We start from the raw sequence: 13823 nt of genomic DNA, 5'->3' as shown, positions 1-13823 counted from the left end.
GGTCAGGTCCCGTACCGGGTCGTCTCCGCCAACTCGGCGGCGCTCTTCATGAGTTGGAGGACCATGGGCCCGAAGGCCTGGAGCTTCTCGTTGTCCCCGGCCCGTTGGAAGCCCTGTTCCAGGACGACGCCCAGCTTCCACTGGGCGAGCACGTCGTAGTAGTCCATGTCGTCGACCTGGCGGCCCGACACCTCGGCGTAGTGCTGGATGAGCGCCTCCCGCGAGGGCATGCCGCGCAGGTCGACATAGGAGGCGGTGGCCGCCTCCGGCGCCGCGGTGTCCTCGGGCCAGCCGCGGAGCATCCAGGCCAGGTCCAGCTTGGGGTCGCCGACCGTGCCCATCTCCCAGTCGACGATCGCCGCGAGCCGCGCCGGGGCGCCGTGCCGGAACATGACGTTGGCGAACTGGTAGTCGCCGTGCATGAGACCCGGGACGTAGTCGAGCGGCCGGTGGGTGCGCAGCCAGTCCGCCGCGACCTCGAAGCCGGGCAGCTCACGGGTCTTCACCCGCTCCAGGTAGCGGGTCCAGCGGTCGACCTGTCGCTCGTGGAAGCCGTCGGGGCGCCCGAGGTCCCGCAGTCCCTTCGCCTTCCAGTCCACCCGGCCGAGCAGGGCCACCCCCTCGGTCAGCTGGTAGGCGAGCCCCGCGCGGGCCTCCAGGTCCGTGCCGAAGGGGGCCGGCCAGCCGCCCTCGCCCGTGTGGGCCATGGGCGACCAGCCGTCGACGAACTCCATCAGATAGAACGTCCGGCCCAGTACGGCCGTGTCCGTGCACACGGCGATCGCCTCGGTGTGCGGGACGTCCGTGCCGTTCAGCGCCTCGGTGATCCGCCACTCGCGCAGAATGCCCTCGTCGCGGGCGGCCGGCGCGGTGGGCGGCGGTATCCGCAGCGCGCAGTGGAGCTCGCCGCGCCGGACCTCGTAGATCTCGTTCTGGGCGCCGCCGGAGACGTATCGGTGCTCGATCGGCTCGCCCTTCCCCGGCAGTCCGGACTCGTCCAGCCAGCCCGCCAGCCGTTCGACGTCGATCATCGGGCCTCCGCCTCCGGCTCCAGGAACTCCGCGTACTTGGCGCGTGCCGCCGCGCGCCGCTTGGGCAGATAGCCGCTCGGCCACAGGTCGTCGCTTGCCTTGTGGTCGCGCAGCACCTGCCGGGCGACGGTCACCTTGTGCGCCTCGGTCGGGCCGTCGGCGATGCCGAGGACGCTGGCGCCCAGCAGCATCCGGAACAGCGGCATGTCGCCGCTCACGCCGAGCGCGCCGTGCACCTGGATCGCGCGGTGGGCGACGTCGTGCAGCACGCTCGGCAGCACGACCTTGATCATCGCGATGTCCTTGCGGACCTTGCGGTAGTCGTTGTACTTGTCGATCTTCCACGCGGTGTGCAGCACGGCCAGCCGGAACTGCTGGATCTGCGCCCACGAGTCGGCGATGTGCCCCTGCACGAACTGCTTGTCGGCGAGGACCGTGCCCTGCGTGTGCCGGCTCAGCGCCCGCTCGCACATCATGTCGAAGGCCTTGGTCGCCAGGCCGATCGTGCGCATCGCGTGGTGGATGCGCCCGCCGCCCAGCCGGGTCTGCGCGATCACGAACGCCTGGCCCTCACCGCCGAGCAGCGCGTCCGCGGGCACCCGGACGTCCTCGTAGTGCACCAGCGCGTGCGTGCCCTTCTCCTCCGGCTCACCGGCGAGAGCCACGTTCCGCTCGATGCGGATGCCGGGCGTCTCGGCCGGGACCAGGAGCATCGACATGCTCTTGTACGGGTCCCCGTCCGGGTCGGTCACGGCCATCACGATGAAGAAGGCGGCCGTCTTGGCGTTGGACGAGAAGTACTTCCAGCCGTTGATCACCCACTCGTCCCCGTCCCGGACCGCCCGGGTGGTGAACTCCTTGGGGTCGGAGCCGGCCTGGGGCTCGGTCATCGAGTAGCAGGAGAAGATCTCGCCCTCCAGGAGCGGGCGCAGGTACCGCTCCTTCTGCGCCTCGGTCCCGTAGTGGGCGAGGATCTCGGCGTTGCCCGTGTCCGGGGCCTGGCAGCCGAAGACGATCGGGGCCCAGGAGGAGCGGCCCAGGATCTCGTTCAGCAGGCACAGCTTGACCTGTCCGTGCCCCTCACCGCCCAGCTCGGGCCCGAGGTGGGTCGCCCACAGCCCGTGGGCCCGCACCTCCTTCTTGAGCGGGTCGAGGACGCGGCGGAGGTTCGCGTCGGGCGGGGTGAACTGCAGGCCGTCCCACAGCAGGTCGAGGGGTTCGACCTCCTCCCGCACGAACTGGTCCGCCCAGTCCAACTGTGCTTGGTAGTCCGGCTCGGTCTCGAAGTCCCACGGCATTGTGTCTCCTTCCGGCGCCTGCCAGAATAGCGTTCTCATGAAAGAGAACACAATTCCCCAGTCTCGGAACGATGTTTCCGACCGGCCTCCCGGGAAGCCGCCGGACGAGGTCGCCGACCGCATCGCCCGGCGTGCGCTCGCCCGCCGCGGCGCCCACTACGCGAGCGAGGTACGCGCGCTCCTCGACGCCGCACGCGAGGTCATGCGCCGCTGCGGGACCGGCTCACGCCCGCGCGTCGCCGACATCGTCACGGCGGCGGGACTCTCGAACGAGGCCTTCTACCGGCACTTCCGGTCGAAGGACGCCCTGGTCGCCGCGATCATGGAGGACGGCGCCGGGCGGCTGTGCGGCTACCTCGCCCACCAGATGGCCAAGGAGCCGACGCCCGAGGGCAAGGTGCGGCGCTGGGTCGAGGGGGTCCTCGCCCAGGCCATGGACGAGGACACGGCGGCGACCACGCTGGCCGTCATGTGGAACGCGCAGAGCGTGGGGGAGGGGTTCCTGGCCGGGCCGCCCACCATCGCCGGCCTGCTGGCGGACCTGCTGCGCGCGCCGTACGCCGAACTCGGCAGCGCGGACGCGGAGTCGGACGCCTCCCTCGCCGCCCACGCGACGGTCGGGAAGCTCGCCGACCACCTGTGGCGGCGGGTGCCCCCGACGGGCGCCGACGTCGAGCACGTCACCCGGTTCTGTCTGCGCACGGTCACACCCAGGGAGGGGACCAGTGAAGAGCAGTGATCAGTTCCACGTCGGGCTCGTCGTCGTCGACATCGCGGCTGCCGCGGCCGAGCTGTCGGCGGTGTTCGGCTACCAGTGGTGCGAGGAACTCGGCGCGCCGGCCCGGGTGACCCTGCCCGGCGGCGACGCCGTGCTCGATCTGCGGTCGACGTACTCAATGTCCGTGCCCCGCCTCGAACTCGTCAAGCGCGTCCCCGGCACCCTCTGGGAACCGGCCGCCGGCTCCGGCGTCCACCACCTCGGTTACTGGTCCGACGACGTGGCCGCCGATTCCGCCGAACTGGCCCGCCGCGGCCACGAGGTCGAGGCACTCGGCAAGCGGCCGGACGGGACGCCGTACTGGGCCTTCCACCGCAGCGGCACGGGCCCCCGGATCGAACTGGTGGCGCGGGCGCTGCAGCCGCTCCTGGAGCAGTACTGGGCGACCGGGAAGAGGCCCTCGTGACGACCGTGGGGATCGTGACGGGCGCCGGGCGCGGGATGGGGCTGGAGTGTGCGCGCAGCCTGGTCGGAAGGGTGGACCGGCTGCTGCTGGTCGACCTCGACGAGAGGACGGTGACCGGGGCCGCCGGGGAACTCGCCGGACGCGGGGCGCTCGTCGAGCCGTTCGTGCTCGACATCACCGACCGCGACGGACTGGCCCGGCTCGCCGCCCGCGCCCGCGAGCTGGGCACCCTGCGCGCCGTGGCCCATGCCGCCGGTATCTCGCCGACCATGGCCGGCTGGCGCCGCATCCTCACGGTCGACCTCGTCGGTACGGCGCTGCTGGCCGAGGCGTTGCGGCCGCTCGCGACCCGGGGGACGGCGATGGTGTGCTTCGCCTCGATGGCGGCGATGTTCGGGGACACCGAGCCACGGCCCGAGGTGGAGGCGGTCCTGGCCGATCCCCTCGACGGGCACTTCGTGGAGCGCATCCGTGAGGCCGTCGGACCGGAGATCGAGGACCAGGGCATCGCGTACACCTGGGCCAAGCGTGGCGTCCACCGCTTCGTTCAGCGGGAGGCCGTCCGGGTGGGTCCCGTCGGCGCCCGGGTCTGCTCGGTCTCGCCCGGCATCGTCGCCACCCCGCAGGGGAAGCAGGAGGCCGAGCACCACCCGTCCATGAAGGCGCTCGTGGAGCGGTCGGCGCTCGGCCGCGAGGGCCGACCCGAGGAACTCGCGGCCGTGGTCGCCTTCCTGCTGTCGGACGAGGCGTCCTTCCTCACCGGCGTGGACGTCCTGGTCGACGGCGGGGTGCGGGCGGGGCTGGCCGCGCGGGCGTGACGGCGGCCGGCCGTGCCGACAGCACCGTCACGCGTGCTGTCGGTGCGCCGCCGCGAACGTCCGCAGTTCACGTGCCACGTCCGGCCCGCTGGGGGTGTAGATGACCTCCCGGTACCCGAGGCCGCCGAGGTGCGCGAGCCCGGTGCCGATGGTGGCCGCGTCGCCGACCATCGTCTTGACGTCGATGTGGTCGAGCAACTGGCGGTCACGTTCCGGGAGATGGGTGACGTGTCCTTCGAAGGCCACCAGGTGCCGCTCGCCCTCCGGCGCCAGGGCCTCCACCGTCGCCCGCCACTCCTTCCCGCCGGGCAGCGCGTCGACGGCCGCCGCGCCCCCGCCCGCGTACGCGGTGTGCCAGTCGACCACCCGCCACGGCCCGATCGCCTCCCGCACCCGCTGCGAGCCCGGATCCTCGCCGTCGTCGAGCACCGTGCCGGAGACCATGGTGGCGGTCGGCAGGGAAGGATGCGGCAGTCCTACGATCCCGTCCGCGAGCTCCCCGGCCAGCGCGGCACCCTTCGGCCCGAACGCGCTCAGCCACAGCGGTGCGTCCACCGGCCGCGCGGCGGTCAGGCCGTCCGCGTGCAGCATCCGGGCCGGACTGCCGTCGACCGACACCGTTTCACCGGCCAGTAGCCGGCGTACGGCGGTCATGTACGTGGCGAGCGCGCTCAGCGTCATCGGGCGCTGCCCCATGGTCACCCGGGCGGTGAAGCCCGTGCCGAAGCAGGCGCGGAAACGCCCCTCGGAGAGGCGGGCGAGCGTCGCGATGCCGGAGGCCATGGCCATGGGCGACCGCTGCTGGGGGATCAGGACGGCGGTGGACAGACCGATACGGGTCGTGCGCGCCGCGGCCAGGGCGAGGTGGACGAACGGGTCCTCCCACAGCGGGGCCGAGTCGTGGATCCAGACCCGGCTGTAGCCCAACTCCTCCGCCAGCACGGTCAGTTCGGTGAAGTCCGGGCCGGGCGGCAGGCCGCAGGACAGCTCCACGGCGCTCACTCGGACACCGACGGCATCTCGAAGCCCGACACGATCACGGCGTTCGTCTCGGCCGCCGCCTGCCGCAGCGGCTTGGCCTTCTCGTAGGCGGCCGACTCGTACCAGGTGCGCGCCGCCTCGACCGACTCGAATTCGAGGACGACGGTCTGGCTGCCGTGCCAATCACCTTCCAGGAGCTGCGGGTTGGGATCGACGGCGAGGATGGACGCACCGCTCTCCGCGATCGAGAGCCCGGCCGCCTTGCCGTAAGCGGCCATACCGTCCGGGTCGTTGATGGCCTCGGTCAGGATGACGTACCCCTTGGGCATGGTTCTCCTCGTCGTTCAGCTCACGGTGATGGCGCGCTCGGGGCACATGGCGGCGGCCTGGCGCACCGCGTCCTCGTACTCGGCGGGGACGTCCGGCGTCTCGACCACAGCGTAGCCATCGTCGCCCAGGTCGAAGACCTCGGGGCAGTACGTGCAGCACACGCCGTGCCCGCGGCAGCGGTCGTCGTCGACGGTGACCTTCACCGGGCCTCGCTCCACTCCAGGTTGAGGTTGGTGAGCCCGCGGAGGATGAAGGTGGGGACGTAGTCATAGCGGCGGGCACCGGCGGGGCCGTGCGCCCGCTCGGCGATGCGGATGTCCGAGGTGCGCTCCAGGAGGCGTTCCAGGGTCACGCGGGCCTCGGCGCGGGCCAGCGGGGCGCCCGGGCAGGTGTGCACGCCGCGGCCGAAGGCGAGGTGGCGGCGGACGTTCGCGCGGCCGACGTCGAAGGCCGCCGGGTCCTCGAACTGGCGGGGGTCGCGGTTGGCCGCGCTGTTCAGCACCATCACCGTGGTCCCGGGCGGGATGTCGACGCCGCCCACCGAGGTCGCCACCTTCGACAGCCGGAAGTCGCCCTTGACGGGGCTCTCGGCGCGCAGTGTCTCCTCGATGAAGTTCGGGATGCGGTCCCGCTCGGTGCGCAACAGGCGCTGGAGTTCCGGCTGTTCGGCGAGGATCTTGAGCGCGGAGCTCAGCAGCCGGACGGTGGTCTCCTGGCCGGCGGCGAAGAGGTTGGCGGCGACGCGCACGACGTCGATGACCTCGGGGGGCGACCCGTCGGGGAAGGTCGCGGTCGCCAGGCCCGTCAGCACGTCCTCGCGCGGCTCGCGCCGCCGCTCCTCGATGTACGTGGTGAAGCGGCCGTACAGGTACTCCAGCGGCGAGTGGTGCAGCGTGTCGTCGCCGGTGCTGCCGACGCCGGCCTCGGCCGCGGGTCGGCGCTGGAGCGTGTCCATGAACTCCTGGCGGTCCTCCTCGGGCACGCCGAGCAGGTCGGCGATGACGAGCAGGGTGAAGGGCCCGGCGAACCCGCCGATGAACTCCCCCTCGCCCGGGGCGAGATAGTCGTCCAGCAGCCCGTCCGCGAGGTGCCACATGGACGCCTCGTTCTCCTTGAGGCGCTTCGGCGTGATCAGCCGCATCAGCAGCGCGCGGTGGTCCGTGTGCGTCGGCGGGTCCATCGTGGGCAACTGGTCGCTCATCGGCAGCTCGTCGCGGTGCAGCGCGATCAACTCGCTGACGTCGTCGCCCTCCAGGGGCACCGGGAACCCGGGGAAGGGGCCGGTGACCGAGATGCAGGAGGAGAACGCGTCGGTGTCGTTGTAGACCTGCACCGCCTCGTCGTAGCCCGTCACCATCATCACGTCGTGATGGTTCTCGCGCTGCACCGGGCACCGTCCGCGCAGGGCCTCGAAGTAGGGGTAGGGGTCCGCGACGAGGGCCTCGTCCCGGAAGAAGTCGATCGCCTCGAAGTCGTCCACGGTCTGCTCGGCTCCCTCTCGGTCAGCGCCCCGACGATCAGGGACGGTAGCACAATTCTCCCGCTGCTGGAATGCTGGCTTGCCTGCTGGAGAGGGGCATTCTCACCTCATGTGGCCAGCAGTCGACCGTCCAGGGAGACCCATGGAAGAGACAGAACAGCTCCGCGCCGCGCGCGGTGTCCGCCGCCGGATCCTCGGCGACGCCTACGTCGACGCCGCGACCGCCGACCCCGCCCCCGCCGCCGTCGAGTTCCAGGACTACCTCACCGCGACGGCCTGGGGCGTCTGGGCCCGCGAGGGCGCCCTCAGCCCCCGCGACCGCAGCCTCCTGGTGCTCGCGATGACCGCCGCGCTCGGCCGCATGGACGAGTTCCGCATCCATGCGGGCACCACGCCCCGCACCGGTGTCACCGACGCCGAGATCGACGAGCTGCTCTTCCAGATCGCCGCCTACTGCGGGGTCCCCGCCGGCAGCGCGGCCCGGCGCGCCGTGCAGAGCGTGCGTACCGAGCGGGAGGCGGGGCGGTGAGCGCCGGGAGCGTCGGATTCGTCGGGCTCGGCAATATGGGCAGTGTCCTCGCCGCCAACCTCGTGGGAGCGGGACATGAGGTCGTCACGCACGACGTCGCCGGTCCGGAGAGGTCGCCCGCGGGCGCCGTGCACGTCCCCGAGGTCGCCGAAGTCGCGCGCCGCACCGAGGTGCTGGTGCTCAGCCTCCCCGACGGGACCGCGTCCGAGCAGGTGGCCCGCGCCGTCCTGGACGCCCCCGACCGGAGCGTCCGCTGCGTCGTCGACACCTCGACGATCGGCGTGGACGCCGCCCGGACGGTCGCCGGACTCCTGGCCGACGGCAAGGTCGGATACGTCGACGCCCCCGTGTCCGGCGGTGTCGCCGGAGCCCGCGCCCGTACCCTCACCGTCATGTACGCCGGGGACGACGAGGCCTGCGCTCGCGTCGAACCGGTGCTGGCCGGCCTCAGCGACCGGCGCCGCCGGGTCGGTGACCGCCCCGGCCTGGCTCAGGCCCTCAAGCTGGCCAACAACTTCCTGTCCGCGACCACCCTCGCGGCCACCAGTGAGGCCGTCGCCTTCGGGCTCGCCGCCGGACTCGACATGGCCACCATGCTCGCCGTGCTCGACGAGTCCAGCGGCCGCAGCGCGGCGACCGCCGACAAGTTCCCGCAGCATGTCCTGACCGGCCGCTACGCCGCCGGATTCACCAACTCCCTGATGGACAAGGACGTACGGCTCTATCTGCGCGAGGCCGGTGAGCACGGTGGGCCGGTGTCGGTCGGCGAGGTGATCGGCGACCTGTGGCAGCGGTTCGCCGCGGCCGAGCCGGGGGTCGACTTCACCCGGATCTTCCCCTTCGTGCGCGGCTCCTGACCCAACCACCGCCTTGACGGCCGAACTTCCGCGAGAATAGCATTCTCATTCGGAGAGACTGAGATTATCGTGAGTGCCCTCCGTACAAGCGACTGGAGGCCAGACCCCATGGCGCACTTCAAGAAGCCCGAGGCGGGCAGCTGGACCGAACACCTCAAGATCGGCACGGAACCGGTGTCGTACGAGGACTCGATCTCCCCCGGGCACTACGAACGGGAGCGGGACGCGATCTTCCGGCGGACCTGGCTGAACGTCGGCCGCGTCGAGCAACTCCCCAAGCGGGGCAGCTACTTCACCAAGGAGCTGGACGCGGCGGGCACCTCGATCATCGTGGCGCGCGGCATGGACGACGAGGTGCGCGCCTTCCACAACGTGTGCCGGCACCGCGGCAACAAGCTGGTGTGGAACGACTTCCCGCGCGAGGAGACCGGCGGGGTCTGCCGCCAGTTCACCTGCAAGTACCACGCCTGGCGCTACGACCTGGAGGGCAAGCTCACCTTCGTACAGCAGGAGCAGGAGTTCTTCGACCTGGACAAGGAGCGGTACGGCCTCAAGGGCGTGCAGACCGACGTCTGGGAGGGGTTCGTCTTCGTGAACCTCGACGACGAGAACACCGTCCCGCTGCGGGAGTACCTGGGCGAGTTCGCCAAGGGCATCGAGGGCTACCCGTTCCACAAGATGACCCAGGCGCACAAGTACCGTGCGGAGATCGGCGCCAACTGGAAGCTGTTCATCGACGCGTTCGCCGAGTTCTACCACGCGCCGATCCTGCACGCCGGCCAGTACGTCTCCGACGAGGCCCGCAAGATCCAGAAGTACGGGTACGAGGCGCTGCACTACGACATCGACGGCCCGCACAGCATGGTCTCCTCCTGGGGCGGCATCGCCCCGCCGCACGACCGCTCGATGGTCAAGCCCATCGAAGGCGCCCTGCGCAGCGGCCTGTTCGGCCCCTGGGAGTTCCCGGACATCGGCGTGTCCACCGACGACCTGCCGCCGGCCATCAACCCGACCCGCGACAAGCGCTGGGGCATGGACTCCTTCGTGTTCTTCCCCAACTTCATGCTGCTGATCTGGCGGCCCAACTGGGTGCTGACGTACCACTACTGGCCCACCTCGTACAACACGCACGTCTTCGAGGCGACCTGCTACTTCGTGCCGCCGGAGAACGCCTTCCAGCGGCTCCAGCAGGAGCTGGCCGTCGTGTCGTTCAAGGAGTACGGCCTGCAGGACGGCAACACCCTGGAGGCGACGCAGGCCATGCTGGAGTCGCGGGCGGTGGGGGAGTTCCCGCTCAACGACCAGGAGGTCCTGCTGCGCCATCTGCACCAGACCGCCCGCCAGTACGTCCGCGACCACGAGCAGCGCACGGCCTAGGAGGACCCGAGCATGGCCACTGTCTTTCCCCCCGAGTTCGCCGCCCTGGAGCCGTTCGCCGACTGGGCGGTGCCCACCGAGAAGGCCCGCTACGCCAAGCGGATCGCCTCGACCATGGACGAGCTCGACGCCTTCTACAACACGGCGTTCCCGCTGCTGAGGGACGGCACGGAGTACCTCCAGGGCGTGTCCATGGCGGACATCTCGGAACCCGACAAGCATCTGCTGTGGCTGTTCTGCGCGCTGGTGACCGTCGCCTTCTCGGTCGAGGCCTGGCGTCAGCCCAGGGTCCCGGACACGGGGGCGGCGAGTATCGACGCCGTCTTCGAACCGGCCGTCTGATGCCGCGTCCCCGCACCCCGAAACCCCCCGTCCACCTCCGTGCCGCCCGGCTGCTCGACATCGACAAGGGCGAACTGGTCGAGCCGGGCGACCTGTTGATCGAGGGCGAGCGCATCGCCGCGGTCGGCCCGGCCACCGTCCCTTCCGACGCGGTGGTGATCGACCTCGGCGACGTGACCCTGTTGCCGGGGCTGATGGACATGGAGGTCAACCTCTTCCTGGGCGGGCCCGACCACCGCAGTCCGCTCATCCCCGTCCAGGAGGACCCGGCGGTGCGGACCCTGCGCGCGGTCGCCAACGCCGGCCGCACCCTCCGGTACGGCTGGACGACCGTACGCAACCTCGGTCTGTTCGTGCAGACCGGGGGCGTGCTGCTCGACGTGGCGCTGAAGAAGGCGATCGACCTCGGCTGGGTCGACGGCCCGCGGATCGTGCCCGCCGGACACGCCATAGCACCCACCGGCGGCCACCTCGACCCGACGATGTTCCAGGCGTTCGCGCCGGGCGTGCTGCCCCTCACCGTCGAGGAGGGCATCGCCAACGGCGTGGCCGAGGTGCGCAAAGCGGTCCGATACCAGCTCAAGTACGGCGCCCGGGTGATCAAGGTGTGCGCCTCCAACGGGGTCATGTCGCACACCGGGCCGGCCGGCGCCCAGCAGTACTCGGACGAGGAGCTGCGGGCCATCGTGGACGAGGCGCACCGGGCCGGAGTCAAGGTCGCCGCGCACTGCATGGGGGACAGCGCGATCCGGGCGGCCGTCGAGGCGGGCATCGACTGCATCGAGCACGGCTTCCTCGCAGGCGACGCCACGCTCGACCTGATGGCCGAACGAGGCACGTTCCTCGTCGCGACGACCTATCTCACCGAGGGCATGAACACCGCCCACGCGGACCCGGAACTCCAGGCCAAGGCCGCCGAGGTCTTCCCACGAGCCCGCGAGTCCACCGCCCGCGCGATCCGGCGCGGCGTCAAGGTCGCCCTCGGCACCGACGCGCCCGCCATCCCGCACGGCCGGGGCGCCAAGGAGCTGCTGGCCCTCGTCGACCGCGGCATGCGACCGATCGACGCGCTGCGCGCCGCGACCGTGGTCGCCGCCGACCTGATCGACACCGCCGACCGGGCCCGCCTGGAACCGGGCCTGCTGGCCGACATCATCGCCGTCCCCGGCGACCCGCTGACGGACATCGGGGTCACGCAGGACGTGCGGTTCGTGATGAAGGGCGGAGAGGTGTACCGGCACGAGACCGGCTGAACAGCGGAAAAGGGGCCCTCCACCGGGAGGGCCCTTTCGTGCGTGCTCACACCTTGCGCGTGATCCCGCCGTCCACCCGGACGATGGCGCCGGTGGTGAAGCTGGACGCCTCGCTCGCGAAGTGCAGGGCGAGGGGACCCACGTCGTCGGGGCGGCCGATCCGGCCCAGCGGGACGAACGACGCGTCGAAGTCCTCGGCCGCCCACGCCTGGTGAGCGTCCGTCAGGACCGGGCCCGGGAGGATCGCGTTCACCCGCACCTTCGGCGCGTACGCCTCCGCGAGGCCCACCGTGAGGGCGTTCAGGCCCGCCTTGGCGCAGGCGTACGGGAGTTCGTGGACGCTGGCCATCAGGGAGCCCGCGGTGCCGATGTTGATGATCGAGCCGCCGCCGTGGTCCGCCATGTGCTTGGCGGCCAGGACTGCAAGGCGGAAGGGGCCCTTGAGGTTCACGGCGAGTGTCTTGTCGTAGAGCTCCTCGCTCACCGCGTCGAGACTCTCGTAAGTCGGTGACATGCCCGCGTTGTTGACCAGCACGTCCAGCCCGCCGAGCCGCTCCACCGTCTCCGCGACCAGCCGCTCGCAGTCGGCCCAGCGGCCGACATGGCAGGCGATGCCCACCGCCCGCCGGCCGGTCGACGCACGTACCTCCTCGGCCACCGCCGCGCACGCCTCCGCCTTCCGCGAGGCGATCACCACATCGGCGCCGGCCTCGGCCAGCGTCCGCACGATGGCCCGCCCGATACCGCGCGAACCGCCGGTGACCACGGCCACCTTGCCCGTCAGATCGTGAAGCTCCGCGAAGGACGTCACCTGCGTCAGCCTTTCCGTATCGTCGTCAGCAGCTCGCGCCGCAGCAGCTTTCCCGTCGGCGTGTACGGCAGTTCGTCCCGGAAGACGACCACGTCCGGCGTCCTGGAACCGCGCAGATGACCGCGCACCCAGCCACGCAGCGACTCGGCGTCCACGGCACTGCCCTCGTGGGTGACCACGAACGCGGCGATCCGCTCGCCCCACTCCTCGTCCGGCACCCCCACCACCGCGGCCTCGCGCACCGCGGCATGCCGCAGCAGCACGTCCTCCACCTCCGCGGGGGCGATGTTCTCCCCGCCGCGGATGATCGTGTCGTCGGCCCGGCCGGCGATGAACAGATAGCCCTCGGAGTCGAAGTGGGCCAGATCGCGGGTGTGGAACCAGCCGTCCGCGTCCAGCAGCGTGGCGGCGCCCTTGTACTCGCCGGACACCTGCGGCCCGCGCACCCACAGCTCACCCGGCGCTCCCGGTGCGTGTGCGTTCCGGATCTCCGCCTCGACCCCGGGGACCATCCGTCCGGCCGAGCCCAGCCGCGCCCGCACCTCCGGATCCTCCGAGGCCAGCGCCGCCCGATGGTCCTCCGGCCCGAGCAACGCGATCGTGGAACTGGTCTCCGTCAGCCCGTACGCGTTGGTGAACCCGGTGTCCGGGAACGCCCGCAGCGCCGCCTCCAGCACGGTCCGCGGCATCCGCGCGCCCCCGTACGCCAGCGCCCGCAGCGTCGGCACCTCGGCGGGCCGCCCGTCCAGGTGCTCCACGATCCGCGCCAGCATCGTCGGCACCACCATCGCCGAGGTGACCTCCTCGGCACGCACCAGCTCCAGCCACGCCTCCGGAGTGAAGGCGCCGAGATGCACCATGCGGCGCCCGGCGTACACATTGCTGAGCACCGACCCGACACCGGCGACGTGGTACGGCGGCACGCTGGTGAGGACCGCGTCGGCGGGGTCCGCGGAGGCGAACTCCACGGTCTGGAGGATGTAGCTGGCCAGATGCCGGTGACGCAGCACGGCCGCCTTGGGGGCCGCCGTCGTCCCGCTGGTGAACAGCAGCACCGCGGGATCGTCCGGCGACGCCTCCAGGCCGGACGCCGGCTCGACGGACCCGGCTTCCGCCAGCAGTGCCTCGGGCGTGCGCACGTCGAACCCCTCGAATCCGTCCGCGAAGGCCTGGTCGGCCACCACCAACGGCTTCTCGGTGTGCGCCAGCAGCGCGGCCAACGCCTCCGCCGACAGGCGGTAGTTGACCGGCACCAGGGGCACACCGGCCAGGGCCGCGCCGAACAACATCACGGGGAACGCCGGACCGTTGAGCCCGGCGAACACCAACTCCCGCGCACCGGAGGCGTGGACGACGGCGGCGACCCCGGCCGCCGTCCGGCGCAGCAGCGCACAGGTCGTACCGGAGGCGCGTGGGCCGATCGCCACCCGGTCGGGGTCACCGGCCGCGGCCATGTCGAGCAGCGTCGCGATGTTCAAGGCGGTCTTCCTTTCTCGACGTACGCGAACGCTATTCTACGTACAGGGAAACCT

At 71.5% G+C, this 13823-nt stretch carries 16 protein-coding genes; 8 read left to right on the top strand and 8 right to left on the bottom strand.

The window, feature by feature from the left end:
* Positions 1 to 2: 2 nt before the first annotated feature.
* Both MQP27_RS24840 and MQP27_RS24835 read right to left on the bottom strand, forming a co-directional pair.
* Positions 3 to 1031: a phosphotransferase family protein gene (locus tag MQP27_RS24840; protein WP_242767605.1), complete on the bottom strand. Its 1029-nt coding sequence runs from the start codon at positions 1029 to 1031 to the stop codon at positions 3 to 5.
* Entirely contained in the window at positions 1028 to 2329 is a 1302-nt protein-coding gene (locus MQP27_RS24835; protein ID WP_242767604.1) for an acyl-CoA dehydrogenase family protein, read from the bottom strand. Before MQP27_RS24835 ends, MQP27_RS24840 begins: the two co-directional genes overlap by 4 nt.
* 37 nt (positions 2330 to 2366) lie before the next feature.
* On the opposite strand from MQP27_RS24835, the gene MQP27_RS24830 reads away from it, so the two are divergent.
* From MQP27_RS24830 to MQP27_RS24820, 3 genes are read left to right on the top strand one after another with little or no spacing between them, the layout of a single operon-like run.
* Positions 2367 to 3068 (top strand): TetR/AcrR family transcriptional regulator, encoded by a 702-nt coding sequence (locus tag MQP27_RS24830; protein ID WP_242767601.1) that lies wholly within the window; start codon positions 2367 to 2369, stop codon positions 3066 to 3068.
* The gene (locus MQP27_RS24825) at positions 3055 to 3513 is read left to right on the top strand and encodes a VOC family protein (RefSeq protein WP_242767600.1); all 459 of its coding nucleotides are present in this window, start codon (positions 3055 to 3057) and stop codon (positions 3511 to 3513) included. The genes MQP27_RS24830 and MQP27_RS24825 overlap by 14 nt, the downstream gene beginning before the upstream one ends.
* Positions 3510 to 4331 carry an SDR family oxidoreductase gene (locus MQP27_RS24820; protein WP_242767599.1) on the top strand — a complete coding sequence of 274 codons (822 nt, stop codon included), beginning with the start codon at positions 3510 to 3512 and terminating at the stop codon, positions 4329 to 4331. Before MQP27_RS24825 ends, MQP27_RS24820 begins: the two co-directional genes overlap by 4 nt.
* Before the next feature lie 27 nt (positions 4332 to 4358).
* Here MQP27_RS24820 and MQP27_RS24815 read toward each other — a convergent pair whose 3' ends face one another.
* From MQP27_RS24815 to MQP27_RS51430, 4 genes are read right to left on the bottom strand one after another with little or no spacing between them, the layout of a single operon-like run.
* A complete protein-coding gene (locus tag MQP27_RS24815) occupies positions 4359 to 5333 on the bottom strand; it encodes an LLM class flavin-dependent oxidoreductase (RefSeq protein ID WP_242767598.1) in 975 nt (324 codons plus the stop codon).
* Positions 5330 to 5641 (bottom strand): DUF1330 domain-containing protein, encoded by a 312-nt coding sequence (locus MQP27_RS24810; RefSeq protein WP_242767597.1) that lies wholly within the window; start codon positions 5639 to 5641, stop codon positions 5330 to 5332. Before MQP27_RS24810 ends, MQP27_RS24815 begins: the two co-directional genes overlap by 4 nt.
* A gap of 15 nt (positions 5642 to 5656) precedes the next feature.
* A complete protein-coding gene (locus MQP27_RS24805) occupies positions 5657 to 5845 on the bottom strand; it encodes a ferredoxin (RefSeq protein ID WP_242767596.1) in 189 nt (62 codons plus the stop codon).
* The gene (locus MQP27_RS51430; RefSeq protein ID WP_242767595.1) at positions 5842 to 7122 is read right to left on the bottom strand and encodes a cytochrome P450; all 1281 of its coding nucleotides are present in this window, start codon (positions 7120 to 7122) and stop codon (positions 5842 to 5844) included. The genes MQP27_RS24805 and MQP27_RS51430 overlap by 4 nt, the downstream gene beginning before the upstream one ends.
* Positions 7123 to 7264: 142 nt before the next feature.
* Here MQP27_RS51430 and MQP27_RS24795 point away from each other — a divergent pair, with 142 nt between their 5' ends.
* The 5 genes from MQP27_RS24795 (at position 7265) to MQP27_RS24775 (ending at position 11480) form a co-directional block, all read left to right on the top strand.
* Entirely contained in the window at positions 7265 to 7651 is a 387-nt protein-coding gene (locus MQP27_RS24795) for a carboxymuconolactone decarboxylase family protein (protein WP_242767594.1), read from the top strand.
* Entirely contained in the window at positions 7648 to 8508 is an 861-nt protein-coding gene (locus MQP27_RS24790; RefSeq protein ID WP_242767593.1) for an NAD(P)-dependent oxidoreductase, read from the top strand. The genes MQP27_RS24795 and MQP27_RS24790 overlap by 4 nt, the downstream gene beginning before the upstream one ends.
* Positions 8509 to 8616: 108 nt before the next feature.
* Complete coding sequence (locus MQP27_RS24785; RefSeq protein ID WP_242767592.1) at positions 8617 to 9885, top strand: aromatic ring-hydroxylating oxygenase subunit alpha; 1269 nt, start codon at positions 8617 to 8619, stop codon at positions 9883 to 9885.
* Between the two features lie 12 nt (positions 9886 to 9897).
* Positions 9898 to 10227 (top strand): hypothetical protein, encoded by a 330-nt coding sequence (locus MQP27_RS24780; RefSeq protein ID WP_242767591.1) that lies wholly within the window; start codon positions 9898 to 9900, stop codon positions 10225 to 10227.
* A complete protein-coding gene (locus MQP27_RS24775; protein ID WP_242767590.1) occupies positions 10227 to 11480 on the top strand; it encodes a metal-dependent hydrolase family protein in 1254 nt (417 codons plus the stop codon). The genes MQP27_RS24780 and MQP27_RS24775 overlap by 1 nt, the downstream gene beginning before the upstream one ends.
* Before the next feature lie 46 nt (positions 11481 to 11526).
* On the opposite strand, the gene MQP27_RS24770 is transcribed toward MQP27_RS24775, so the two are convergent.
* A complete protein-coding gene (locus tag MQP27_RS24770; protein ID WP_242767589.1) occupies positions 11527 to 12291 on the bottom strand; it encodes an SDR family NAD(P)-dependent oxidoreductase in 765 nt (254 codons plus the stop codon).
* Positions 12292 to 12296: 5 nt separating this feature from the next.
* Positions 12297 to 13769 (bottom strand): class I adenylate-forming enzyme family protein, encoded by a 1473-nt coding sequence (locus MQP27_RS24765; RefSeq protein ID WP_242767588.1) that lies wholly within the window; start codon positions 13767 to 13769, stop codon positions 12297 to 12299.
* Positions 13770 to 13823 lie beyond the last annotated feature (54 nt).

Origin of the sequence: Streptomyces cylindrosporus (genome assembly GCF_022698165.1) — a bacterium.
GTDB classification, from domain to species: Bacteria; Actinomycetota; Actinomycetes; order Streptomycetales; family Streptomycetaceae; genus Streptomyces; species Streptomyces cylindrosporus.
This window is presented reverse-complemented; position numbering and strand designations above follow the sequence as displayed.